The sequence below is a fragment of the Paenibacillus sp. PSB04 genome, assembly GCF_025809195.1.
Lineage (GTDB): Bacteria > Bacillota > Bacilli > Paenibacillales > Paenibacillaceae > Paenibacillus_AQ > Paenibacillus_AQ favisporus.
The window spans coordinates 6370337-6392035 of sequence record NZ_CP081301.1 but is presented as its reverse complement, the minus strand read 5'-3'; the positions used below and the strand labels follow the sequence as shown (position 1 = coordinate 6392035).

The 21699-nt window shown below is 55.2% G+C and carries 22 protein-coding genes; 18 read left to right on the top strand and 4 right to left on the bottom strand.

Features of this window, described 5'->3' with window-relative positions:
- Positions 1-115 precede the first annotated feature (115 nt).
- The 6 genes from K2F33_RS29465 to K2F33_RS29440 all read left to right on the top strand — a co-directional run bounded on the left by K2F33_RS29465 (position 116) and on the right by K2F33_RS29440 (position 7713).
- On the top strand, positions 116-1399 hold the full coding sequence (locus K2F33_RS29465) for a bacillibactin exporter BcbE (RefSeq protein ID WP_263880299.1): 1284 nt from the start codon (positions 116-118) through the stop codon (positions 1397-1399).
- A 212-nt stretch (positions 1400-1611) separates the two neighbouring features.
- Complete coding sequence (locus K2F33_RS29460) at positions 1612-3681, top strand: bifunctional aldolase/short-chain dehydrogenase (protein WP_263880298.1); 2070 nt, start codon at positions 1612-1614, stop codon at positions 3679-3681.
- Positions 3682-3864: 183 nt separating this feature from the next.
- Positions 3865-4614, top strand: coding sequence for a (Fe-S)-binding protein (locus K2F33_RS29455; RefSeq protein ID WP_076168430.1), 750 nt, complete (start codon positions 3865-3867; stop codon positions 4612-4614).
- Positions 4592-6097: a LutB/LldF family L-lactate oxidation iron-sulfur protein gene (locus tag K2F33_RS29450; RefSeq protein WP_152402108.1), complete on the top strand. Its 1506-nt coding sequence runs from the start codon at positions 4592-4594 to the stop codon at positions 6095-6097. The genes K2F33_RS29455 and K2F33_RS29450 overlap by 23 nt, the downstream gene beginning before the upstream one ends.
- Positions 6094-6825 (top strand): LutC/YkgG family protein, encoded by a 732-nt coding sequence (locus tag K2F33_RS29445; protein ID WP_263880297.1) that lies wholly within the window; start codon positions 6094-6096, stop codon positions 6823-6825. Before K2F33_RS29450 ends, K2F33_RS29445 begins: the two co-directional genes overlap by 4 nt.
- A gap of 105 nt (positions 6826-6930) precedes the next feature.
- Positions 6931-7713 (top strand): DeoR/GlpR family DNA-binding transcription regulator, encoded by a 783-nt coding sequence (locus K2F33_RS29440; RefSeq protein ID WP_251674443.1) that lies wholly within the window; start codon positions 6931-6933, stop codon positions 7711-7713.
- 207 nt (positions 7714-7920) lie between these two features.
- On the opposite strand, the gene fsa is transcribed toward K2F33_RS29440, so the two are convergent.
- Positions 7921-8595, bottom strand: a complete 675-nt coding sequence (fsa, locus tag K2F33_RS29435; RefSeq protein WP_076168422.1) for a fructose-6-phosphate aldolase — start codon at positions 8593-8595, stop codon at positions 7921-7923.
- A gap of 166 nt (positions 8596-8761) precedes the next feature.
- Between fsa and K2F33_RS29430 the strand changes: the two genes are divergently transcribed.
- Positions 8762-9409 (top strand): CBS domain-containing protein, encoded by a 648-nt coding sequence (locus tag K2F33_RS29430; RefSeq protein WP_263882478.1) that lies wholly within the window; start codon positions 8762-8764, stop codon positions 9407-9409.
- Between the two features lie 99 nt (positions 9410-9508).
- Here K2F33_RS29430 and K2F33_RS29425 read toward each other — a convergent pair whose 3' ends face one another.
- Together K2F33_RS29425 and K2F33_RS29420 are read right to left on the bottom strand one after the other, a co-directional pair.
- Positions 9509-11386, bottom strand: coding sequence for an LTA synthase family protein (locus K2F33_RS29425; RefSeq protein ID WP_263880296.1), 1878 nt, complete (start codon positions 11384-11386; stop codon positions 9509-9511).
- A gap of 115 nt (positions 11387-11501) precedes the next feature.
- Positions 11502-12104 carry a TetR/AcrR family transcriptional regulator gene (locus K2F33_RS29420; RefSeq protein WP_263880295.1) on the bottom strand — a complete coding sequence of 201 codons (603 nt, stop codon included), beginning with the start codon at positions 12102-12104 and terminating at the stop codon, positions 11502-11504.
- Between the two features lie 219 nt (positions 12105-12323).
- Here K2F33_RS29420 and K2F33_RS29415 point away from each other — a divergent pair, with 219 nt between their 5' ends.
- From K2F33_RS29415 to K2F33_RS29365, 11 genes are all read left to right on the top strand, one after another.
- Positions 12324-13211 (top strand): ABC transporter ATP-binding protein, encoded by an 888-nt coding sequence (locus K2F33_RS29415; RefSeq protein ID WP_263880294.1) that lies wholly within the window; start codon positions 12324-12326, stop codon positions 13209-13211.
- On the top strand, positions 13208-14020 hold the full coding sequence (locus K2F33_RS29410; protein ID WP_076168412.1) for an ABC transporter permease subunit: 813 nt from the start codon (positions 13208-13210) through the stop codon (positions 14018-14020). The genes K2F33_RS29415 and K2F33_RS29410 overlap by 4 nt, the downstream gene beginning before the upstream one ends.
- 60 nt (positions 14021-14080) lie before the next feature.
- Positions 14081-14827, top strand: coding sequence for a nucleotidyltransferase family protein (locus K2F33_RS29405; RefSeq protein ID WP_263880293.1), 747 nt, complete (start codon positions 14081-14083; stop codon positions 14825-14827).
- A gap of 55 nt (positions 14828-14882) precedes the next feature.
- Complete coding sequence (locus K2F33_RS29400) at positions 14883-15629, top strand: GNAT family N-acetyltransferase (protein ID WP_263880292.1); 747 nt, start codon at positions 14883-14885, stop codon at positions 15627-15629.
- 105 nt (positions 15630-15734) lie between these two features.
- Positions 15735-16208: a DinB family protein gene (locus K2F33_RS29395; protein WP_263880291.1), complete on the top strand. Its 474-nt coding sequence runs from the start codon at positions 15735-15737 to the stop codon at positions 16206-16208.
- A gap of 248 nt (positions 16209-16456) precedes the next feature.
- Positions 16457-17407: a GNAT family N-acetyltransferase gene (locus K2F33_RS29390; RefSeq protein WP_263880290.1), complete on the top strand. Its 951-nt coding sequence runs from the start codon at positions 16457-16459 to the stop codon at positions 17405-17407.
- Between the two features lie 334 nt (positions 17408-17741).
- Positions 17742-18659, top strand: a complete 918-nt coding sequence (locus tag K2F33_RS29385; protein ID WP_076169570.1) for an EamA family transporter — start codon at positions 17742-17744, stop codon at positions 18657-18659.
- Positions 18660-18884: 225 nt separating this feature from the next.
- Entirely contained in the window at positions 18885-19409 is a 525-nt protein-coding gene (locus tag K2F33_RS29380; protein WP_089546495.1) for a GNAT family N-acetyltransferase, read from the top strand.
- A 27-nt stretch (positions 19410-19436) separates the two neighbouring features.
- Positions 19437-19874 (top strand): hypothetical protein, encoded by a 438-nt coding sequence (locus K2F33_RS29375; protein ID WP_263880289.1) that lies wholly within the window; start codon positions 19437-19439, stop codon positions 19872-19874.
- Entirely contained in the window at positions 19867-20547 is a 681-nt protein-coding gene (locus K2F33_RS29370) for an HAD family hydrolase (protein ID WP_263880288.1), read from the top strand. The genes K2F33_RS29375 and K2F33_RS29370 overlap by 8 nt, the downstream gene beginning before the upstream one ends.
- Before the next feature lie 27 nt (positions 20548-20574).
- Positions 20575-21477 (top strand): GNAT family N-acetyltransferase, encoded by a 903-nt coding sequence (locus K2F33_RS29365; RefSeq protein ID WP_263880287.1) that lies wholly within the window; start codon positions 20575-20577, stop codon positions 21475-21477.
- Here K2F33_RS29365 and K2F33_RS29360 read toward each other — a convergent pair whose 3' ends face one another.
- Positions 21478-21675, bottom strand: a complete 198-nt coding sequence (locus K2F33_RS29360; protein ID WP_076168395.1) for a hypothetical protein — start codon at positions 21673-21675, stop codon at positions 21478-21480.
- Positions 21676-21699 lie beyond the last annotated feature (24 nt).

The following is a 21699-nucleotide window of genomic DNA, read 5'->3' as shown; positions in this document are numbered from 1 at the left end:
AGCCGAATCGAGGAGATGTAATTACCAAGCCTGAACTGGGAGCGCATGCATATCCGTGACTGAAAAGAACCACAATAAAACATGATTTATCATCGAACGTAAAGGTGGTTTTGTCATGGAAGACAAAAAATGGGATCTGGTGGCACTTGCCTCGATACCGCTCATTATGACGCTTGGCAACTCCATGTTAATTCCCATTTTGCCCGAGATATCGCAAAAGCTGCACGTCAGCGCCTTTCAGGTCAGCATGCTGATCACAGTGTTTGGCGTTGTGGCGATCGTGCTGATTCCGATTGCGGGTTATTTATCAGACCGGTTCGGACGCAAAACCGTCATTATCCCCAGCTTGATGATTGCCGCGGCGGGAGGAGCGATATCGGGGGCGGCCGCCTGGTGGACGGACGGAGCCACCGCTTACTGGATCATTCTTGGTGGCAGATTCCTGCAGGGTATCGGTGCAGCGGGCGCTTTCCCGATCGTGCTTCCGCTTGTAGGCGATATGTTTGATGATGAAGACGATGTCAGCAAAAGCTTGGGGATCATCGAAACTTCGAATACGTTCGGCAAAGTGGTCAGTCCGATTCTCGGATCCGCACTGGCTCTGCTGGTTTGGTTTTTGCCTTTTCTCGCGATCCCCGTTCTCTGCATCATTTCGCTGATCATGGTCGCTTTTTTAGTCAAAACGCCTAAGAAGAAAAACGAAAACAAAACGTCAATCAAGGAATTTTTGTCTGACACGAAGGACATTTTGCGTGAAAAAGGGCGCTGGCTGTACGCTATTTTCGCCATTGGCGGGATCAGCATGTTTATTACGTTCGGCGTGCTGTTTTTTTTATCGGAGACGCTGGAAACCAAGTACGGCATGCACGGAATCGTTAAAGGCCTCGTGCTGGCGATTCCGCTCGCAGTGTTGTGTCTGTGCTCGTTTATCGCCGGGAAAGTCATCGGCAAAAACAAAAAGCGTATGAAATGGACCGGCTTTGCAGGCATGGTGCTGCTGACGGCCGGACTCGTTATTGCCGGATTCAGCAGCCAGATTACGTTTCTCCTGATCTTTTTCTCGGTCTGCGGAGCAGGCATCGGCACCACCCTTCCCTGCATGGACGCACTGATCACCGAAGGGATTGAGGAAAAGCAGCGCGGAACGATCACTTCTCTATACAGCAGCATGAGGTATATCGGGGTATCTCTCGGCCCTCCGGTAGTATCCCTGCTCATGAAGAGCACCCACTGGATTCTGTTTGGTACGATGGCTGTCGTAGCGGCGATTGGCGTTCTGCTGAGCCTGCTGGCCGTGAAGCCGAAGGAAAACAGCAGCAAGCCGGAGGATTCGGGCCGCAGCTCCCGAAGCAAGGGGCGGCGCGGAATCGGGTTGAGCCGACGGGTTGGTGCCCGCTGAGGGAGATCTTGGAATACCAAATGAATATGGATGAAGCCTGGCTCAATGAACGCGGCAGGTTCGGAAAATGTTTGTATTTTTCGGATCTGCTGCGTTTTTATTTGTTTTTTGATGAAAAAGGGGTATAAAAACAAAACAATGTCTGCTATAATCAAACCAATACAAATACAAACAAACAAAAACAAAAGAACTTATTGGAGGTTATCCTTATCATGGTACAAAATCGATGGAATTCCGATGAAGCTTCCCGGCAAAAAGCCGGCGTCGACCAGCTGGTGTACCGGTCCAACCTGATCGGCAGCGACCGAAGTGTCTGCAACTGGGGCGGTGGCAACACATCGCTAAAGACGGTGGAGCAGGACTTTCGCGGCCGTGATGTAGAGGTCATGTGGGTAAAAGGGAGCGGTTCGGACCTGGCGACGATGAAAGCGCAGCATTTTACCGGCCTGCGGCTTGAGGATATTCGTCCGCTGATTGAGCGTGATGAAATGTCGGATGAGGAGATGGTGGCTTACCTGTCCCACTGCATGATCGACAGCAAGCATCCGAGAGCGTCGATCGAGACGCTGCTGCATGCATTTCTTCCGTATCCGCACGTCGACCATACCCACCCGGATGCGATTATCAGCTTGTGCTGCGCGGATAACGGCAAAGAAATCGCCCAAGAAATCTACGGCGATACGTTCGTATGGGTGCCGTATATCCGTCCCGGGTTTACGCTGTCCAAAATGATCGCCGAAGGCGTCCGGAACAATCCGAATGCCCAGCTGGTGCTGATGGAGAAGCACGGTCTGGTGACATGGGGCCAGACGTCCGAGGAATCCTACAACCAGACGATCGCCATGATCCAAAAAGCGGAAGCGTATATTGCCGCAAAAGTACAGGAAGAGAAGGTGTTTGGCGGGCAAAAGACGGCGGCGCTGGCGCCTGTGAAGCGCAAAGCCCTTCTGGCCGAAGTGCTGCCTGTGATCCGCGGCGCGGTCAGCGACAGCAAAAAAATGATCGTCACCTACGACGATGCCGAAGACGTGCTGCAATTCGTCAACAGCCGTGATGCGAAGGAGCTCTCCCAGGTGGGAGCGGCTTGCCCGGATCACCTGGTGCATACGAAGCGGGTTCCGCTGTATATCGACTGGGATCCGGCTAACGGCGATGCCGATTCCCTCAAAGCGGCTGTGCGTCAAGGCGTCGAAGCCTATAAGGAAGAGTACAAGGCCTATTTTGAACGGAACAAAAATGAGGGCGATGTTATGTCCGAGGCGGCTCCGCGCGTCATCCTCATTCCGGGGATCGGCATGGTCAACACCGGCAAGAGCCTGGATATGGCGGGGGTCAGCGGCGCTCTGTACCACCGGGCGATCGCGGTGATGAAAGGTTCTACAGCCTTGGGACAATTCGTATCCTTAAGCGAGAACGAATCCTACAACGTGGAATATTGGCCGCTTGAGCTTTACAAGCTGTCCCTGGCTCCGGCGGAAGCGGAGTTCTCCCGCAAGGTCGCCTTTATTACCGGCGGCGCAGGCGGCATCGGCAGCGAAACGGCACGCCGCTTTGTGTCGGAGGGAGCTCATGTCGTCCTGGCCGACCTGAACCTGGAAGGCGCCGAAAAAGTGGCCTCCGAGATCAATGCCAAATACGGCGAAGGCCGGGCCAAGGCTGTCAAGATGGACGTAACCCAGGAGGACATGGTAAGGGACGCATTGGCCGAAACGGCTTTGACCTACGGCGGCGTGGACATCATCGTCAACAATGCCGGGCTTGCCACTTCGAGTCCGTTTGACGAAACTTCCCTGAAGGAATGGAATCTGAACATGAACGTCCTCGGCACGGGCTACTTCCTGGTAGCCAGAGAAGCGTTCAAGCAGATGAAGGAGCAGGGGATCGGCGGCAGCATGGTGTTTGTCGGCTCGAAAAATTCGGTGTATGCCGGCAAGAATGTGACGGCCTACAGCTCCGTCAAGGCGCTGGAAGCCCACCTGGCCCGCTGCATCGCGGCTGAGGGTGGAGAATACGGCATCCGTGTCAACACGATTTTACCGGATGCGATCCTGCAGGGATCGGCCATCTGGAACTCCAACTGGCGGAACGAGCGGGCTGCGGCCTACGGTATCGAGCCGGATCAGCTGGAAGAGCATTACCGGAAGAGAACGACGCTGCTGGTCAACATTTATCCGAAGGACGTGGCCGAAGGGATTGCCTACTTCGCTTCCTCCAAGTCGGAGAAGACGACCGGCTGCATGCTGACGATCGACGGCGGCGTACCGGCCGCATTTACCCGGTAGGCAGTCGGTCTTACAGGGGAATCTGGCGCAGATTGCACGTCTGATAGAAGGGAGCAGGTACCAGCTGAACAGGCATGTTTGGCGGGAGCCGCTCCCTCTCTTGCCATAACACACGGCAGACACCGGCGCTCTGCCGGCGCTCTGCCAGACTTTGAAGGTTAACCGCAAAGGAGGTATTACACCGTGAAGGTTTCGCTATTCATTACCTGCATCAGCGACGCGCTGTTTCCGCCTATCGGCGAAGCGATGGCCCGCCTGCTGGCGCGGTACGGCGTCCGGCTCGATTTTCCGCAGGTGCAGACCTGCTGCGGCCAGCCGGCCTTTAACAGCGGCTATTGGGATGAAGCCAGAGCTTCGGCGCGGACGATTTTGGAAGCGTTTGACGACAGCGATTTTGTGATCGCCCCTTCGGGCTCCTGTACCGGTATGATCCATCATTATTACCCCAAGCTGTTTGAACATGAGCCTCAGCTTCAGGAAAAAGCGCTGGCGCTGAAGGAGAAGACGTACGAGTTCACCCAATTTCTCGTCCAGGTGCTGGGCGTGACGGATGTGGGGGCTGTTTTTCCCCATAGAGTCACTTATCACCCGTCCTGCCACGGCTCCCGGCTGCTCGGCATCAAAGACGAACCGATGCAGCTGATGGCCAGCGTCCAGGGCATGGAGCTGATTCCGCTCCCTTATGCGGAAGACTGCTGCGGCTTCGGCGGAACGTTCGCCATCAAGATGAGCGACATCTCGGGCGCGATGGTCGAAGAGAAAACCCAGCACGTGCTGGAGACGGAGGCCGAGGTGCTGGTCGGGCTGGACATGGGCTGCCTGCTGAACATCGGCGGCAATCTGCATTATCAGGGCAAGCCGGTCCGGGTCATGCATCTGGCGGAACTGCTGTATGAGGGAGTGAAGCACCGTGAGCAAACCGCAGGGGTCTAGCGTAAAGGAGCGGGCGGAGACCGCACTGAAGGACGAATTTCTCGTTAACGCCGTCAAGTTTACGACTGAAAAGTTGAAAAACGGCAAGAAGGCGGCGACGGCGGAACACGGCAACTGGGAGGAATGGAGGGAGCGGGGGCGGCAGATCCGGGCCCATACGATCGCTCACCTCGACTATTATTTGAACGAGTTTGTGAATAATGCCAGAGAGCAGGGCGTGCATGTGCATTTTGCTCCCGAGGCGAAGGACGCCGCCCGAATCGCGGTGGAGATTGCCAAGCACAAGCAGGCCAAGTCGGTCGTCAAGTCCAAATCGATGGTGTCCGAGGAAGTGCATATCAACGAAGCGTTTGAGGACATCGGCATTGAATCGATTGAAAGCGACCTGGGCGAGTACATCATCCAGCTGGCGAATGAACCGCCTTCCCATATCATTATCCCGGCCATACACAAAAACCGGTATCAAATCGCCGAGCTGCTGTCGAAGGAAGCGGGAGAGACGCTGGCACCGGACACGAAAATTTTGGCGGGATTTGCGCGGCGGAAGCTCCGCGACAAGTTTCTGGAAGCCGACATCGGGCTAACCGGGGCCAACTTCGGCATTGCCGAAAGCGGATCGATCGTTATTTTTGAAAACGAGGGCAACGCCCGCATGGTGAGCACGGTGCCGAAAACGCAAATTACGCTGATGGGGATGGAGCGGCTTATTCCGACCTGGGATGACCTCGAAGTGATGGCGACGCTCCTGCCGCGCTCGGCGACCGGCCAGAAGCTGACCGTGTACATGTCGGGCATCACGGGGCCGCGCCGGACGGCGGATGGAGACGGCCCGGAGGAGATGCATATCATCATCGTCGACAACGGCCGCTCGCTGCAGCTTGGGGATCCGGATTTCCAGGAGCTCTTGAACTGCATCCGGTGCGGGGCATGCCTGAACGCCTGCCCGGTGTACCGCCATATCGGGGGGCATTCGTACCCCGGAACGTACAGCGGGCCGATCGGTGCGGTACTGACGCCGGCGCTGAACAAGAATACCGAGGAGTGGCAGGACATCGCTAACGCCTCCAGTCTATGCGGCGCCTGCTATGAAGCCTGTCCGGTCAAAATTCCGCTGCACGACATGCTTGTCTATTTGCGCAACCGGAAGGTCGAGAGGGGTTATACCGCAGCCGGCGAAAAGCTGGCGATGAAAGGCTTCAAGATGCTGATGAAGAGCTCGGGCCGCTTTAAGCAGGCGGTGAAGCTCGGGCAGACGGGCCAAAAGCTGCTGGTCCGGGACGGATATATCCGTTCTCAATTCGGCCCGCTCAAGGGCTGGACGGCGTACCGGCACATTCCGGCGCTGCCTAGCAGATCGTTCCGGGAACGCTGGCCGCAGCTGGACGCCGAGGTTGGGGCCAGCCTCCCGCCGATGCCGGAAGCGATGAAGTCCCGCATGGAGAGCATCGTCGCCGGCCGGAAGGAAAGGGGGATGAAACGATGAGCACATCCGATCCGGCATTTTTGGAGAAAATGGAGCAGCAATCCCGGGAGCAGCAGAAGCGGTTCATCGGCCATATCGCCAGCCGTCTCGGTCGTGGGGGCGCTTCTGAATCCCGCAAGCCGGAGCATCCGTATCGGGGCGCACCGGATTTTTGGAACCGCTACGAGCTGACGCATGAAGAGCGGATCGAGCGCTTTATGGGGAACTGGCGTGCCGCCGGCGGCCATACCGAGCGGGTGGCCGGCTGGGAGGAGCTGTCCGGCGTCGTGACCCGCATCCTGCAGGAGCACGGGGCACAGTCAACGATCCGCCAGGACCTTCCGGAGCTGGCCGGGCTCCGGCTGGAACAGCATTTACCGGAGCTTGCACACCGGGTGTGGAACGGGCAGGATCCGGACGCCTCCCTGGCCGCTGCGGCCTATACGGATGCCGGGATCGCGCTTGTTGATGACGCGGTGGCGTATACCGGCTCGCTCGTGGTCACATCATCGGCGGAGAAGGGACGGTCGGTGTCCCTCCTGCCTAATCTGCTGATCGCCATCGTCCCGGCGGAGCGCATGAAGACGCGGCTCGGCGAGGTTATGGGCCGCCTGTCCCGCAGCGCCGGGGAGGGGCTGCCGGCTGGGGTGCACTTTATCTCGGGACCGAGCCGCTCCTCGGACATCGAGAACGACCTGACCATCGGCGTTCACGGGCCGGGGATCGCCTACGCTTTGATTGTCGGATAATCCGATTCGGGAATGTCCCCGCTCATAAGGGCATGGGGATGACACGTTGTCCGGGAACGGGCAAATCTATATAATGGGTGTACGATAGAACGAAAGAGGGAAGCTATGTTAGTTGCGGAACGTTATGATACCATCGTGCGGCTGGTTAATGAGCGCGGCAGCATCCGGGTATCGGAGCTGAGCGAGCTGTGCGGCGTGACCGAAGAGACGATCCGCCGCGATCTGGACCGGCTGGAGCAGCAGGGCAAGCTGCGGCGGAGCCACGGCGGCGCCGTCAGCGTCAAGGAGACCCAGGCGGAGACCCCGTATTTCGAGCGGGAGGTCATCCATCAGGACGAGAAGAGGCGGATTGCCGAAGAGGCGGTGCGTCGGATCGAGCCGCGGGACCGCATCGCCCTGGATGCCAGCTCGACAGCGTGGTATATGGCTTCGATCCTGCCGGACATTCCTTTGACCGTGGTTACCAATTCCATCAAGGTTGCGCTGGAGCTGTCCTCCAAGGAGAAGATCGAGGTCATATCGACTGGTGGCATGCTGGCAGCCCATTCCTTGTCTTACGTCGGCCCGCTCGCCGAACGCGGCCTGGAATCCTATTATGTGGATAAGGCGTTTATTTCCTGCAAAGGCGTGCACTTGGACCGCGGAATCAGCGAATCCAACGAGCTGCAGGCGATGGTCAAGCACCGGATGATCCGGCAGGCGAAGACGGTGTACATCCTGGCCGACGCGAGCAAAATCGGCGTGCAGGCGTTCACCCATCTGGCCGATTGGGCCGAGGTGGACGTGCTGATCACCGACGGCCATGTTGACGGGAAGGACGCATCGCTGCTCCGGGAGAAATCGATCGAGCTGATCATTGCGGGGCAGACAGATAGCGCTGCAGGATAGTCCGTACCACCGCCCGATCACCAATAGGAGCAGTAAGAACCCTCCCGCAGTGCTGGCTTCCAGCGATTGTGGGAGGGTTTGATTTTGATAAAGAAAAAAGAAGCAGCTGAGATAATGCGGCGAAAATTTCACAAGACTCCTACGTTAAAAGCAGCCCTGCCGGGAAACTCCCAGCCGGGCTGCTTTTATAAGTGTGCTGTTCGAACGTTACTCGCCGGCCTTCGCCTGGCTTTTGGCCGCTTGCGGCACTTTCTCCCAGTCGGCCAGGAAACGCTCGATCCCGCTGTCGGTCAGCGGATGCTTCCACAGAGACGGCAGCAGCGAGCCCGGAATGGTCGCGATGTGGGCGCCGGCGATGGCCGCGTCCTCCACATGCTTGATGTTGCGGATGCTGGCCGCGATGATTTCGGACGTCATGCCGTAGTTTTCGAGGATTTGCTTCAGCTCGCGAATCAGCTTCATGCCCTCGACCCCGATATCGTCCAGGCGTCCGACGAACGGGCTGACGTACGTAGCCCCGGCCTTGGCGGCCATCAGGCCCTGTGCGGCGGAAAAGATCAGCGTCACATTCGTTTTAATGCCCTTTTTGGTCAGCTCATGACATGCATACAAGCCGTCTTCGGTCATCGGCACCTTGATGACGACGTTTGGCGCCCATTCGGCAATCTCGTACGCTTCTTTCAGCATGTCCTCGGCTTTAGTACCGATGACTTCGGCGCTGACCGGGCCGGAGACGATGCTGCAAATCTCCTGAATGACCTCTTTGAAATCCCGGCCTTCTTTGGCGATCAGGGAAGGGTTGGTCGTTACCCCGTCCACCAGTCCCAGGCGGGAGATCCGTTTAATTTCGTCGATGTTGCCCGTATCCAGGAAAAACTTCATATCACTGATTCCTCCTTCGGTTATGAAAAGATATGGCTATCGGTTAAAATAAAATTTATAATAGTGTGTATCATAACTGATTTATGACACAATAATTATTTAAACCATGCTGCCCGTGATATAACAATGAAATTGCAGCTTCAGGTGATTTTTCTCAAAGGAGAGGATTCCCATTCAACTAACTCCGAGACAGCTGGATATCGTGGAACTTGTGCGGGAGCATGCGCCCGTTACAGGCGATCAGATCGCTGAGATGATCGGCCTCAGCCGCCCGACCCTGCGCGCGGACTTGTCCCTGCTCACGATGCTGGGTTTGATCAGCGCCAAGCCGAAGGTGGGGTATTTTCCCGCCGAAACGCCAAGCTCCCAAGGTGAGTTTGAACAAAGATTGCAGCAAATATACGTGAAGGATATATACAGCACTCCTGTGACCATCTCCGAGCATGCGACGGCCTACGATGCCGTAGTGCAGCTGCTGTGTGAGAATACGGGCACGCTGATGGTGACCGGAGAGTCCGGTGAGCTGAAAGGGGTCGTCTCCCGCAAGGACGTGCTGAAGCTGACGATGGGACATGCGGATTTGAGCACGATTCCCGTCGGTCTGGCGATGACCCGCCGGGCGCACATGGCGGCCCTGACGCCCGAGGAGACCGTGCTGGATGCGGCTGACAAGCTGGTGAAGCATCAGGTGAACTGCCTGCCGGTCGTTTCCGGCGAGGGAGACAGCATGATGGTCGGCCGGGTCACCAAAACGGATATTTTGCGCGTATTGATCGGTCTCACGGGTAAAGGCGATTCGCCGGCTCCGAATTAAAGGGTCTCTTGAACACATAACTACAAGACACAACAACTGAAAAAGCCGGCTGCTCCCATCCCGTATGGAATGGAAGCAGCCGGCTTTTGCCATGGGCCGTTACCGTCTTGGAAGCAGCCTTACGTATTCGTCCGACAGCTTCATCAGGTTCAAAATATAGTCGTAATCCTTCCGGTATTTCGAGAAGTCGGCGACAGGCTGCATCGTCTTCAGGGAGATGGCGGTGCCATCCTCAAAGCCTTTGCCCGGCACAAACAAAATGTCATTGTTAAAGAAGGAGCCTGTCGGCAGATAATACCGCATACCGACGACGTTCTTGTCGATGTTAAGCAGGTCGTGGCCAAATGCGGTAAAGTGCTTGTCCTTGAGCGAAATGCCCAGCAGGTTCGCCAGCGTCGGCATGATGTCGAGCTGACCGCCGACCTGGTCGACGACCTTGCCCTGTTTGCCAGGAATATGCATGATCAGCGGGATGTTGAAGCGGGTAATTCGCTGGTCATAGGTGATGCCAAGCGCCTGCTTGATGACCGCCGGATCGTTGTCCTGCGGCTGAAGCCCGAAATGGTCGCCATAAATGACGAGCACGGTGTCGTCCCACATGCCTTTTGCTTTCAGACCGTCGATCAGGGTGCCGATCGCATAGTCGGTGTAATTCACAGCCGTCAGGTAGTCCCCCAACTGGGTTCCCTGGATGGAATCGGGGACCTTGATTTTTTTGCGGTCCTCCGGCACCTTGAACGGAAAATGGCTGGAAGCCGTGACGAACTGGGCGTAAAACGGCTTGCCCTGCTCATGCAGCTCGGACAGCTTGTCCAGACCGACCCGGTACAGCTCCTCATCCGAAGCGCCAAAATCGTTGAAGTGATCGTTTTTGTACGACTTTTTGTCGTAATAATTCGTAAAGTTCAGCGCCGGGTAAAGCTGGTCCCGGTCCCAGAATTTCACGTCGTTAACGTGAAACGTATCGGCCGTGTAACCGAGCTGCCCGAGCAGACGTGGCATGCTCGGGAGCTCCCGGTCGCCGAAGCCGCTCGACATCGCAACGGTGCCGGTCGGGTAGATCGACGTATTGCTCATAAATTCGGCGTCTGACGTATTGCCTTGCCCGATCTGCTGGAAGACATGCGGAAAGTACAGGCCGCCGTCAGCCAGTTGGTTCAGCACGGGGGTCAGTTCCTGGCCGCCCGTCGACAAATGGATCGGGAAGTTCTGGAACGCCTCCATTTGAATGACGATGACGTTTTTGCCTTTGGCAGCTCCAAACATCGCCGGTTTGTCTTGTGCAGTCCCACTTGCGTACGGGTATGACTGCTCGGCCTGGCTGACCTTTTGCACGGTCTCGTCCAGATTGCCGGAGGCGATCATGCTGTTCTCCTCGCTGGCGCGGATCCCGGCAGCGACCTGGTAATCCAGGAAGCCGAGATGCTCCGCCTGCATCAGCTCATTGGTGATGGAGCGGTCCGCATGAATGTACAGCGCCGAGACGATCACGCCGATGACGCCGAGGGCTGCCGGCCAAATTTTACGAAGCCGCGTGCGCAGCGAAATCCGGAGCGGTACCCAGCGGCCGATCAGCCAGAAGAGCGCGACGATCACGACGTCAGCAAAAAATAAATAGTTCTCCGTTTCGATCGTAGACTGAACGCTTTCCTTGATCTGCAGCACCTGCTTCAGCTCGGACAGCGCCGTATAGGTCGGCACCGAATTGAAATGCTGAAAATACAGCGCCGACGCAAACATGAGAATCGAGAAAATGGCGTTAAAAATCCAATAGACCCATCCCTTCGCTTTCGCGGGGGTAATCAGCTCAATGATGCACAGCAGCACCAGCAGCGCAGCGGCGTCGGCGGTGATCCGGCTCCACAGAATATCATGGAAGAAAAAGTACCGGAGGAGCAGCAGCTTGAGCAGCAGGACGACGAAAACGGCGATAAAGGGCGTCTTCGGTCTGGAATAAGTGGAACGGAAGTCGATCATACCTGCTCCTTTCTGTTTCATTACAGTGTTCGTTGGTATTTACAAGTATAGTCATGTTAAACCCGATTTTACATACCGCGAACACTAAATTAACACAAAAAGGGCGCGCTGTTAATCATTTTTGGTATTGCGGACCACAAATGCCATAAAAGAACACATGAATCATATCCTCTGTAAACGCCTCGGGATCCTCACTCTGATTGACCAGATCCAGCATTTTTTCGTACTGCTCCGTCATCATGCCTACATAAAGAAGCACCATTTGGACGGACACTTTCTCTGAAATTTCTCCGCGCTGCTTGCCCTTCTGCACAAAATTGGTGATCAAGGGAATGGCACGTTCCTCATACTGCTGCTGGATAAACCGGTTGATTTCCGGGTCGGCTTCGATCAGCTGCTTGAGCGCGGATGGGGTGAAGGGCAGCTTTAACCGGCTTTTTTGAAAAATAATGTATTCGATTTTTTCCTTCAGCGGCGCATCGCCCGTCAGCACGCGCTCATACTCCTCCATCAGCATGGCGACAAATTCCTTAAACACTTCGCGGAGCAGCGCTTCTTTGCTGCCAAAATAGTTGTAAATGGTGACCTGCGACACTTCCGCCTTGGCTGCGATATCCTTGATGCGGATTTGCCGGGGTTCCCATTCGCCCAGCATTTCCAATACCGTTTGTTTGATCTTTTTCTTAATCTGCACTGCCCGCTTCTCAAATCCATTCATTTCTTACGAACCATCCTAACTATTGTAAAATAGGTCATCGGCTTGATCGAATGAACGAAGAATATCGGTTCTCGCCGGTTCGATCCAATTAATGAAATTATACCACAAAAATATTTCATAAAATGTATTGACGATGGAAAGCGGCAGGCGTATGATCCGATTATGAAATATCGGAACAAGAATATTTCATAAATTTAAATATGCATTGGAGGCGCTGGCATGCTGAGCGTTGAACATGTAACTAAAATTTTTCCGAACGGGAGAGGCATCCGGGACGTGACCTTTTCGGTCCGCCGCGGCGAGGTGTTCGGTTTTCTGGGACCGAATGGAGCCGGCAAATCGACGACGATCCGGCATATCATGGGCTTTTTGAAGCCGGATCAAGGCTCCGTAAAGGTATACGGCTGCGACACGTGGAAGGAACAGGGACGGTTTCAAAAATATATCGGCTACCTTCCCGGCGAAATCGCGTTTATCGAGGGGATGACCGGCAAAGCGTTTCTGGATTTTATGGCAGGCATGCAGGGCGGCGTCGATCCGGCTTGGCGCGACGAGCTCATCCGCCGGCTGCAGTTTGACGTCCGGACGCCGATCCGGAAAATGTCCAAGGGAATGAAGCAGAAGGTCGGGATCGTTGCCGCCTTCATGCACCGGCCGGAGGTCATTATCCTGGATGAGCCGACGTCAGGGCTGGATCCGCTCATGCAAAAAGTGTTCATCGAGCTCGTGCTGGAGGAGAAGGCAAGGGGGACGACCTTCCTGATGTCCTCGCATAATTTTCCGGAAATCGAACGGACCTGCGATAGGGCGGCGATCATCAAGGACGGCGTGATTATTGCGGTCAAGGATATCCATGAGCTGCAGTCGATGCAGCGCAAGCTGTTCGAAGTGACATTTGAGACGGAGCAGGAGCTGGACGATTTCATGAAATGCGGCCTGAAGATCGATTCCCGGGAAGGAAACCGCGTGCGGGTGGCCGTTCAGGGCGACGTGGACCGGTTTATCCGCGAAACCGCCCGCTTTCACGTCCGCAATATCGATGTGTTCACGCAGAACCTGGAGGACATCTTTATGGATTATTACGATCGGGAGGGTCAAACGCCATGAATATGCCGCTATACAGACAAATGCTTGCGATTAATCTCAAAATGTTCATGAATTATGCCGTCGGATCGGCCTTTTATATATTGTTGATGTTTTGGATTTATCCGGGAATCGCCAAAAACAGCAGCAGCTTGAATTCGCTGATCGACGGGATGCCGGAGGGCTTGGGCAAGGCGTTCGGCCTGGAAAACGGCTTCAGCAGCATCGGCGCGTTTATATCCGGTGAGTATTACGGCCTGTTGTATCTGCTGATTCTGTCCATCTTCTGCATTCTCGTATCCACGCAGCTGATCGCCAAGCTTGTCGACCAGGGCTCGATGGCGTACCTGTTGTCGGCGCCCACAACCCGCACGAAGGTAGCCCTGACCCAGGCGGCCGTGCTGCTCTCCGGGCTGGTGCTGATTTGCGCGGTCACGACACTGGCCGGGTTTGCCGGGTACGCCTGGTTTATCGGGGATCTGGGGGATTTCGACGGCACTGGCTTTGTGCTGCTGAATGCAGGCGCCCTGCTGCTGTTCTTCTGCATCGGAGGCATTTCTTACTTGATTTCCGCCTGCTGCAATGACGAGAAGCGGGCGCTGACGCTCTCGGGCGTGATCATCATCGGATTTTTCAGCCTGAACCTGATCGGCAAAATCAGCGGGCAGCTCAGCTGGATGCGGCATATTTCGGTCTTTTCCTTATTTGATCCCGGCGAGATCGTCGGCAAAACGGCGGATTGGCCGGTGTCTATCGCGGTTCTGGCCGGCCTGGGCGCGGTAGCCTTCGCCGCCGGCATGATTATTTTCCGGAAAAGAAGCCTGCCGCTGTAAATCAAGCTATACTAGGGGGAGCAGGTACACCGATTAAGGAGACCGATCAAGGAGGTCACGATGAAAGCACTCATATTGGCGGCTGGCTACGCTACGAGGCTGTACCCGCTGACACGGGATGTGCCCAAAGCCCTGCTCCCCCTCGGGCCCGGCACCATTCTCGACCATATCGTCCGCAAAGTGGAGCGGGTCAGCGGCATTTCGGAAATCGTACTGGTCAGCAACCACAGGTTTGCCTCCGCATTTCGGGGATGGGCTGAGTCGCGCGAATGTAGCGTACCGGTGCGCGTGCTCGACGATGGTTCCACACATGAAGGGAACCGGCTCGGAGCGGTCGGCGACATGGCGTTTGCCGTAAAGGAAATGGGATTGGAAGAAGACCTTCTGGTTATGGCCGGGGACAACGTGTTTACGTTCGATCTGCAGGAGTATGTTGACTTTTATTACAAACGGCAGCGCGACTGCATCCTCGTTCAGCCGATGGAGCGCAAGGAGGACTTGCAGCGGGTCGGCGTCGTCCAGCTTGATGAGGGGGACACCGTCCTGTCTTTCGAGGAAAAGCCGGTGCATCCCCGGACGAATCTCGGCGTGCTCGCCGTGTACATTTACCGCAAAGACACGCTTCCTCTCATTGGCGAATATCTGAATGAAGGGAATCAGCCGGATGCACCGGGATATTTCCCTGAGTGGCTGTGCCAGCGCAAGGAGATGGCCGCATACCGGGCACGGGGAACGAGTTATGACATCGGGACGCCGGAGGCTTACCGAAAGGTGACGGAGAACTATACAGCTCTGTTTGGGAATTGAATATTTATGAGTATACATGTATATTTATTCCAATGATGCTGAAGGAGCGATATACATGTATAAATTTTTGGAGGAAATCACGATCAACACGTGGCCGGCCAAGTATTCCGCTCAGATGAACGGTTGGCTGGTCCGCTATGCGGACGGATACACGAAGCGGGCGAATTCGGTCAGTCCGATTTACCTGAACCCGGGCTGCGATGTGGAAGGCAGCATCGCCGCCGCCGAACGGTTTTACAGGGATGCCGGTCAGCCGGTCATTTTCAAGATGACTCCTTATGTTATGCCGTCCGATCTGGATGAACGTCTCGCCGGGCGGGGATATGTTCAGGTGGACCTATCCAGCGTGCGGATTCTGGATCTTCAGCGAGAAACGGCACCGGCGGCTGACCCCGGGCTTCATGTCGTGTTCCGGGACCGGCTGGATACCGGCTGGCTCGAGCAAATGTCCCTCATGAACGGAATACCGGGCAACGGACAATCGGTCCTGGCGCACACGCTGGCCTCCACTCCGCTCAAGCAGGGATTTTTCCTGTTACAGCAAGGGAGTGAGACGGTAGCCGCCGGACTTGGCGTCATTCAAGAGGGATGGCTGGGCCTGTACGATATCGTGACACATCCTGATTTCCGGGAGCGGGGATTTGGATTCCAGCTGATCCAGCGCATGCTGGCATGGGGCCGGGAGCAGGGCGCGCATTCGTCGTTTCTTCAGGTCGTTCATGCCAATGAGGCGGCATGCCGGTTATACGACAAGCTTGGTTATCGCCATGTTTATTCCTATTGGTACAGAGTGCTTAAATAATGGAATTAGGCGAATGTTTGTTCTTGTCTCAGATGCCATTCCCGGGTATCATAGAGTGGCATGGCCAGCGCCATGACAGATTGACTTGGATTGGGAGAGATGAGGATGAACGACATGCCGGAGAAACTTGCGCCGATGTACGAACTGATCGATGAGGTGAAGGCACTGGCGGATATTCCGGAAGATCAGTGGACGGGAGCGATTGCCGAAGGCAAGTGGTCGCCGCAGGAAATCATCGGGCACATGATGCTGTGGGACAAGCATTTCCTGGAGCACGCGATCCGGCCGATGGCGGCCAAAGAACCGATGGATATGCCAAAGGTGGAGCTTGACGAATTCAACCGGAAAGCGGCCGCGTATGCGCGCAGCCAAGGACGCCAGGAGCTGATCGATCAGACGGTGCACTGGCGGGAGCAGATCATCGGAGAGCTGAAGCGGATACCTGAAGAAGAGTATGCCACCGAATACAGTACCGGAAGCGGCAAGCTGTCCGTAGACGAGTATCTGGCCGATTTTTACTGGCATGACCGCCATCATATGAATCAGATCCACCATTACATAGCAAACGGACACAAATAGGACAGCTCTCCTAACAAGAGGACCGTAACGAGGTAAAAATTACTTCGGGCGGTCTTTTTTTAATCAACCTATATTGGGTAGGAAGGAGAAACGTGATGAGCAGCATCATGAATGAGAAGGTCTAAAAATACAGCATGGGGTAACGTTTAAGCTCCGGGGAATTTCTCCGGGCTGATCTGGCATGAAATCGGATGGCCGGACCGTAGACTAATAGAAAATCTATCTGTCTGAGCCCAAGGAGGTCTGGCATGAACAGAGAGGACCGGCTGGAAGCAAGCCCACATGGGGGAACGCCTGAATCCGTAAGCATTCGCGAAGCCGAGCGGGCAGAATGGGAGTGGTACCTGCGCATATATGATAAACAGATGGCTGCAGGGATCAAGCTGCCGCTTCATACCGATTCATTTCTGCCTGTGGGCTTCATGCCTTATTGGCTGAAAAAAAACGGAAAGGTGATCGGCGGTGCTGCTCTTTCGGGCAGTGCGATCCGGGATTTGTTCACGATTCCTCCCCATCAGGTAGATCACCGATTAATCCTTGCTGTCGTCGAGGCGATCCGGGAGACGGAAGCAGGAGGGGGAACGCGTACGATCCGCGCCTATGAAGTCTTTGCGGATCAGGAAGATGCCTATATGCGGGCAGGCTTTTTCCCGGCACCCCATAGGCATCGCTGGATGCAGCGGCCAACGGCCGAATATGATTCCCACGGAAACGGCGGATCAGCTTTTCAATCCGTAGAAATCCAACATGAGGGCGGAGAACGGAGGCTCGTGCTTGAACGGGAAATCGGATTGTTTTTGTTCAAGCATGCACGGCATGAAGAGGGCAGTAAGCTGGAGGAAGCTTCTTTTGCTGACGTGCTGTCCAAGCTCAGGCTCGTTGCTGCTCATATGACAGAGGAAACAACAACGGCTTCAAGCCTGTTGTATGATACGTCGACCCGCGCATTGATCGGTGTCTGTATCATTGGGATGCTGGCGGGCTGTCCCACGATTCAGGAGCTCACCGTCATGAAGGCTTACAGAGGCCGTGGGCTGGCGACCCAGATGGTGCAAAAAGCGCTGACGATGTTAAAAAAACAGGGGCTGCCGCTGCTGCGGATTCGTGCCATGCATGGACACCCCCATGAGTCCTTGTGCTTTCAACTTGGATTTATGCCTGGTCCTCTGTTTATTTCGACCATGACCATGTATGGTTGAGAAGCCGCAACCAGCGCATCTGGAAGCAAAGCATGGGGAACTGGGAAGGAGCGTCCGGCATATTTTCCAAAACTTGATCGGGCCATCTGCTTTATCCTGCTACCGTAACTCATTGACGCTCACAGCATAATGATTTAGAATTTCTTTTCGAAAGGTTCAGTTCAACATTTCTACATCAAGTTCGTGCAGCATCCGCTTTTAAACTCCGATTCGTTCGCGAGTGGCGAAATTTTAACGAAGACTTCGTAGTGTCATCGGTTTCGTTCGCCCCCTGTCCTAACCGACAGGGGGCTTTTGGTTGTTGCGCGGGTACTGGCATCAGGAGGTTATCCATTTGAACAAGCTCAAATACTCGCTGCTCATACTGATCGGTGCATGCAGCTACGGCGTGCTTTCCTCCATTATGAAGGTCGGCATGAAGGAAGGTTTTACAGTCAGCCAAATGCTTGGCGGCCAATATATTTTCGGTTGGTCATTGCTGCTGGTGCTGATGCTTATTTTTTCCCGGAAAAAGATTGCGCCGAAGCAGTGGCTTGCATTGCTGGCGGTCGGAATTACCATGAGCGGCACGTCGGTCTTTTACGGCAAGGCCGTTGAGCGGCTGCCCGCATCGATTGCCGTTGTGCTGCTGTTCCAGTTCACATGGATCGGCGTATTAATGGAAGCTGCCGCGGATCGTCGCATTCCAAGCCGCAGCAAGATCATTTCGATCGTGATTTTGATCCTGGGGACGCTGCTCGCTGGAGGCGTCATCGGCGAAAGTACCGGACCGCTGGACACTAGAGGCGTCATATACGGTCTGCTGTCCGCTTTTACGTTTGCGCTATATATGTTTGTCAGCGGACGCGTCGGAACGACGGTTCCTGCCTTTAATAAAAGCTTCTTCATGACCACGGGCTCGGGCGTCATCGTATTGTCCGTCTTTTCTCCCGCCTTTTTGTGGGATGGGGCTTTAGTCGCCGGATTATGGAAATACGGTCTGATTCTTGGCATTCTAGGCATCTTGATCCCGGTGCTCTTTTTCGCGATCGGTATGCCGAAGGTGGGATCCGGCACGGGGGCGATCCTGGGAGCTGCCGAATTGCCTGCGGCGGTCGTCGCTTCCGTCCTGCTGGTTCACGAGCATGTGAGCAGTCTGCAGTGGCTCGGGATCGTGCTTATTTTCATCGGCATCGCCATCCCGCAAATCCGCTTTTCAAGGAAGCAAAGCCCGCCGATGTATGAACGACCGGAAAGCGCCGCACATCTTTAGCTTTTTGACGGGCCGCGAGATTAAGCATTACGGTACAGGGTAATGTAAACATGTAGACATCTCTTCTTATTTTAGCCTCGGCGCGTAGCCGCAGGCTGTTTTTTTTGTATAATGGAATCAGTGAGAAGGGGGTTGATTTGCAATTATTCATGCAATGACTGCATTTTCTGTTTAGGGTAATCAAAGAAAGCTTCGATTTCATTAAAAATATGGAGGTCATTTCTTATGATTATCAGACAAATGCATGTGAACGAGGCGGACAAGATCCGCCAAATCGACCGGTCCGAACAGATCGACCGGATTTACAAAATGAACGGCGGGCAGCTTGAAACCGTTCCGATGGGACATGAATGTCCGACCTGGGATGAGGAACACACAGATGAAATGGTCAACCGATTCCGGCATGAGCTGGAACAGGGAGGCACGGCATACGGGGCGTTCGACGGCGAAGTGCTCGCCGGCTTTGGCGTGCTCGGACACCGGTTTAGAGGCCGCAACCAAGACCAGCTGCAGGTGGATCTGATGTATGTCAGCCGGCCATACCGGAGACAAGGGCTGGCTACCCGGATCATGAACGAGCTGAGCCGCGTGGCCAAGGAGCGCGGAGCGAGCTATTTATACATATCCTCGACGGAAACGGAATCGGCGGTCGGCTTCTACCGTGCCAACGGCGGAAACCTCACCGAGGAAGTGGATGAGGAGCTGTATCAGCAGGAGCCGGAAGACATTCATATGCTCAAGAAGCTGTAAGACAGAGGAAATAGAGGTGAACGGGCTGTGTTCGTGTATTTTGCATTCGGAATAGGTATTCTCATCATGATCGGGGCGGGCGTGCTCGCTTGGAAAAATTCCAAAATCATCGCGGAACAGAAGAAGCAGCCTGGCCCCAGACCGATTCACTACACCTATACGGTGCAGGTGACAAGCCGCTTAGATGAAGAGGAGAACAGCCGCTTCACCCCGATTTATCGAATTTCGTATGAGGATTCTCAAGGAACGATGTATGCGTACTTAAGCAGGGTAACCGGTGAAAGGGAGCTGAAGCTGTCCGAAGCAGCCGGCATCATGGAGACTAAGCTGGCGGAGGTGCTCGCGAAGGGCCGGCTCAAGACGGCGTCTCCTGTCATGGAAGCAGTCATCGGCGAAGAGGAGAAGGAGGCTGTCGCCCGTTTGGACCACAAGTTAAATGCGTCAGGGGGGCTGGTCAGTGGATGACTTGACAAAGCGGCCGATTCGGGCGGTGTTGTTTGATTTCGACGGCACGCTGGCGGATACGCTGCCCTTGTCTTTTTACGCGTTTCAGGAAGTATTCCGCAAGTATACCGCGAAGGAGTACAGCAACGAAGAGATCATGGCCTGGTTTGGACCGACAGAGGAAGGCATTATCAGCCAGGTTTTGAAATCTCACGAGTCACTGCCGGAAGCTATTGACGACTACTATCGGATCTACGACGCATATCACGACCGGATGCTCTCGCTTTCGGAAGAAATCCGCGGCATGATGAACCGGCTGCAGGACATGTCCATTCCGATGGGCATCATCACAGGCAAAAGCCGAAGGTCGCTCGACATTTCCTCAGCGAAGCTTGCTATGGGGCCTTATTTCACCGTAGGCTTTGCCGGGGATGAGCTTACCCGTCCCAAGCCGGATCGGGAGGGCCTCGATAGGGCGATGGCCGTGCTCGGAGTAATGCCGGAAGATACGCTGTTTATCGGGGACAGCAACGCCGATATGGCAGCCGGGCGGGCGGCAGGCACCCGGATCGGCGGTGCAATGTGGTTTGAAACGATTCAGAGCAGCAATCTTCTTCCGGCTCCCGATTATCGGTTCACCTCACCGCTTCAAGTGGCGGAGCTGATCGGCAGGTTAAATCAGGGCAAAGGATAAAATCAAGTGGCGAAGGAGGGAAGGCGAATGCACGTCGTTCAATTTCAGGATCCGGAAGCATTTTTGGAGCATACGGAGCCGGTGCTGCTTGAGAATGAACTGCTGAACAATCTTCCGCTTGGCATTCTGTACCGGTTGGTAAGCACGATGAAAGAAGAAGGCGGCATTCCGCGGCATGGGGAGGGAAGCAGCCGACTGTTTCTGGCGACGGTTCAAAGCGGAGAGCAGCCCCTGCTCATACTCATCCAGACGCAGTCGCATCTGATTCTGTACGCAAGCGATGAAGTCGGCGGCCCGGAACAGCTTCGGGCTTGCTGCTGCGAGGCGGTGGACTATATCATCCGTCAGGGAGAGGTATCCCAGATCCCCAGCATTATCGGGTTAACGTCAACCTCTCAAATGTTTGCGGAGGTGTGGCGCGACAAGACCGGCATTTCCTACCATGTCGGAATGAATCAGCGGATATACCGCTGTACGAATGTTAACCCTATTTCTGAAAGCGGAGGACATTTGAGGGAAGCCGGACCTGACGATATACCGCTCATCACGAAATGGGTGCTGGACTTCAGCCGCGAAGCGCTGGAGCCGATCCCGCAGGAGGACGCCGAGCGGATTGCCAGAAGGGGAGTCAGCTTGTCTTCCCTCTATATTTGGGATGATGGGGGACCGGTCTCCATGGTCCAAAAATCGCGCCCGACTCAACGCGGTATCGTGGTCACGCTGGTTTACACGCCTACTGAGCTGCGCGGCAGGGGTTATGCAAGCTCATCCGTAGCCGAACTGACCCGGCGGCTCCTAAGCAGTGATTACGAGTTCACCTGCCTGTACACGGATCTCAGCAATCCGGTGTCCAACCATATTTACATGAATATCGGCTACGAGCCGGCGGCGGATTCCATCGTGTATGTATTCGACCGGACGGGCGAATAGTTACATATGATAGCTGCCTGTGGGTTCGTTTAAGACCCATTCCAGCATGGTCAGCATGTCTTCGATGCGGAGCAGCTGGGCAGACAGCGAAGCGTGGACCGGCGTGTCCGGTTCAGCCGATTCGATGCGGGAGAGCAGCGACTTTTTTTGCATCAGCAGTTCGTTCATTTTGGATTTAACCTGGTTTTCGGTTCTCATTGTTATACCTCCATGTGCAGTTGT

What these genes read in the sequence shown, in the direction of transcription:
- K2F33_RS29465 (WP_263880299.1), top strand. Translation starts at nt 116, where the DNA reads ATGGAAGACAAAAAATGGGATCTGGTGGCACTTGCCTCGATACCGCTC.
- K2F33_RS29460 (WP_263880298.1), top strand. Translation starts at nt 1,612, where the DNA reads ATGGTACAAAATCGATGGAATTCCGATGAAGCTTCCCGGCAAAAAGCC.
- K2F33_RS29445 (WP_263880297.1), top strand. Translation starts at nt 6,094, where the DNA reads ATGAGCACATCCGATCCGGCATTTTTGGAGAAAATGGAGCAGCAATCC.
- K2F33_RS29440 (WP_251674443.1), top strand. Translation starts at nt 6,931, where the DNA reads ATGTTAGTTGCGGAACGTTATGATACCATCGTGCGGCTGGTTAATGAG.
- fsa (WP_076168422.1), bottom strand. Translation starts at nt 8,595, where the DNA reads ATGAAGTTTTTCCTGGATACGGGCAACATCGACGAAATTAAACGGATC.
- K2F33_RS29425 (WP_263880296.1), bottom strand. Translation starts at nt 11,386, where the DNA reads ATGATCGACTTCCGTTCCACTTATTCCAGACCGAAGACGCCCTTTATC.
- K2F33_RS29420 (WP_263880295.1), bottom strand. Translation starts at nt 12,104, where the DNA reads ATGAATGGATTTGAGAAGCGGGCAGTGCAGATTAAGAAAAAGATCAAA.
- K2F33_RS29415 (WP_263880294.1), top strand. Translation starts at nt 12,324, where the DNA reads ATGCTGAGCGTTGAACATGTAACTAAAATTTTTCCGAACGGGAGAGGC.
- K2F33_RS29410 (WP_076168412.1), top strand. Translation starts at nt 13,208, where the DNA reads ATGAATATGCCGCTATACAGACAAATGCTTGCGATTAATCTCAAAATG.
- K2F33_RS29405 (WP_263880293.1), top strand. Translation starts at nt 14,081, where the DNA reads ATGAAAGCACTCATATTGGCGGCTGGCTACGCTACGAGGCTGTACCCG.
- K2F33_RS29400 (WP_263880292.1), top strand. Translation starts at nt 14,883, where the DNA reads ATGTATAAATTTTTGGAGGAAATCACGATCAACACGTGGCCGGCCAAG.
- K2F33_RS29395 (WP_263880291.1), top strand. Translation starts at nt 15,735, where the DNA reads ATGAACGACATGCCGGAGAAACTTGCGCCGATGTACGAACTGATCGAT.
- K2F33_RS29390 (WP_263880290.1), top strand. Translation starts at nt 16,457, where the DNA reads ATGAACAGAGAGGACCGGCTGGAAGCAAGCCCACATGGGGGAACGCCT.
- K2F33_RS29380 (WP_089546495.1), top strand. Translation starts at nt 18,885, where the DNA reads ATGATTATCAGACAAATGCATGTGAACGAGGCGGACAAGATCCGCCAA.
- K2F33_RS29365 (WP_263880287.1), top strand. Translation starts at nt 20,575, where the DNA reads ATGCACGTCGTTCAATTTCAGGATCCGGAAGCATTTTTGGAGCATACG.
- K2F33_RS29360 (WP_076168395.1), bottom strand. Translation starts at nt 21,675, where the DNA reads ATGAGAACCGAAAACCAGGTTAAATCCAAAATGAACGAACTGCTGATG.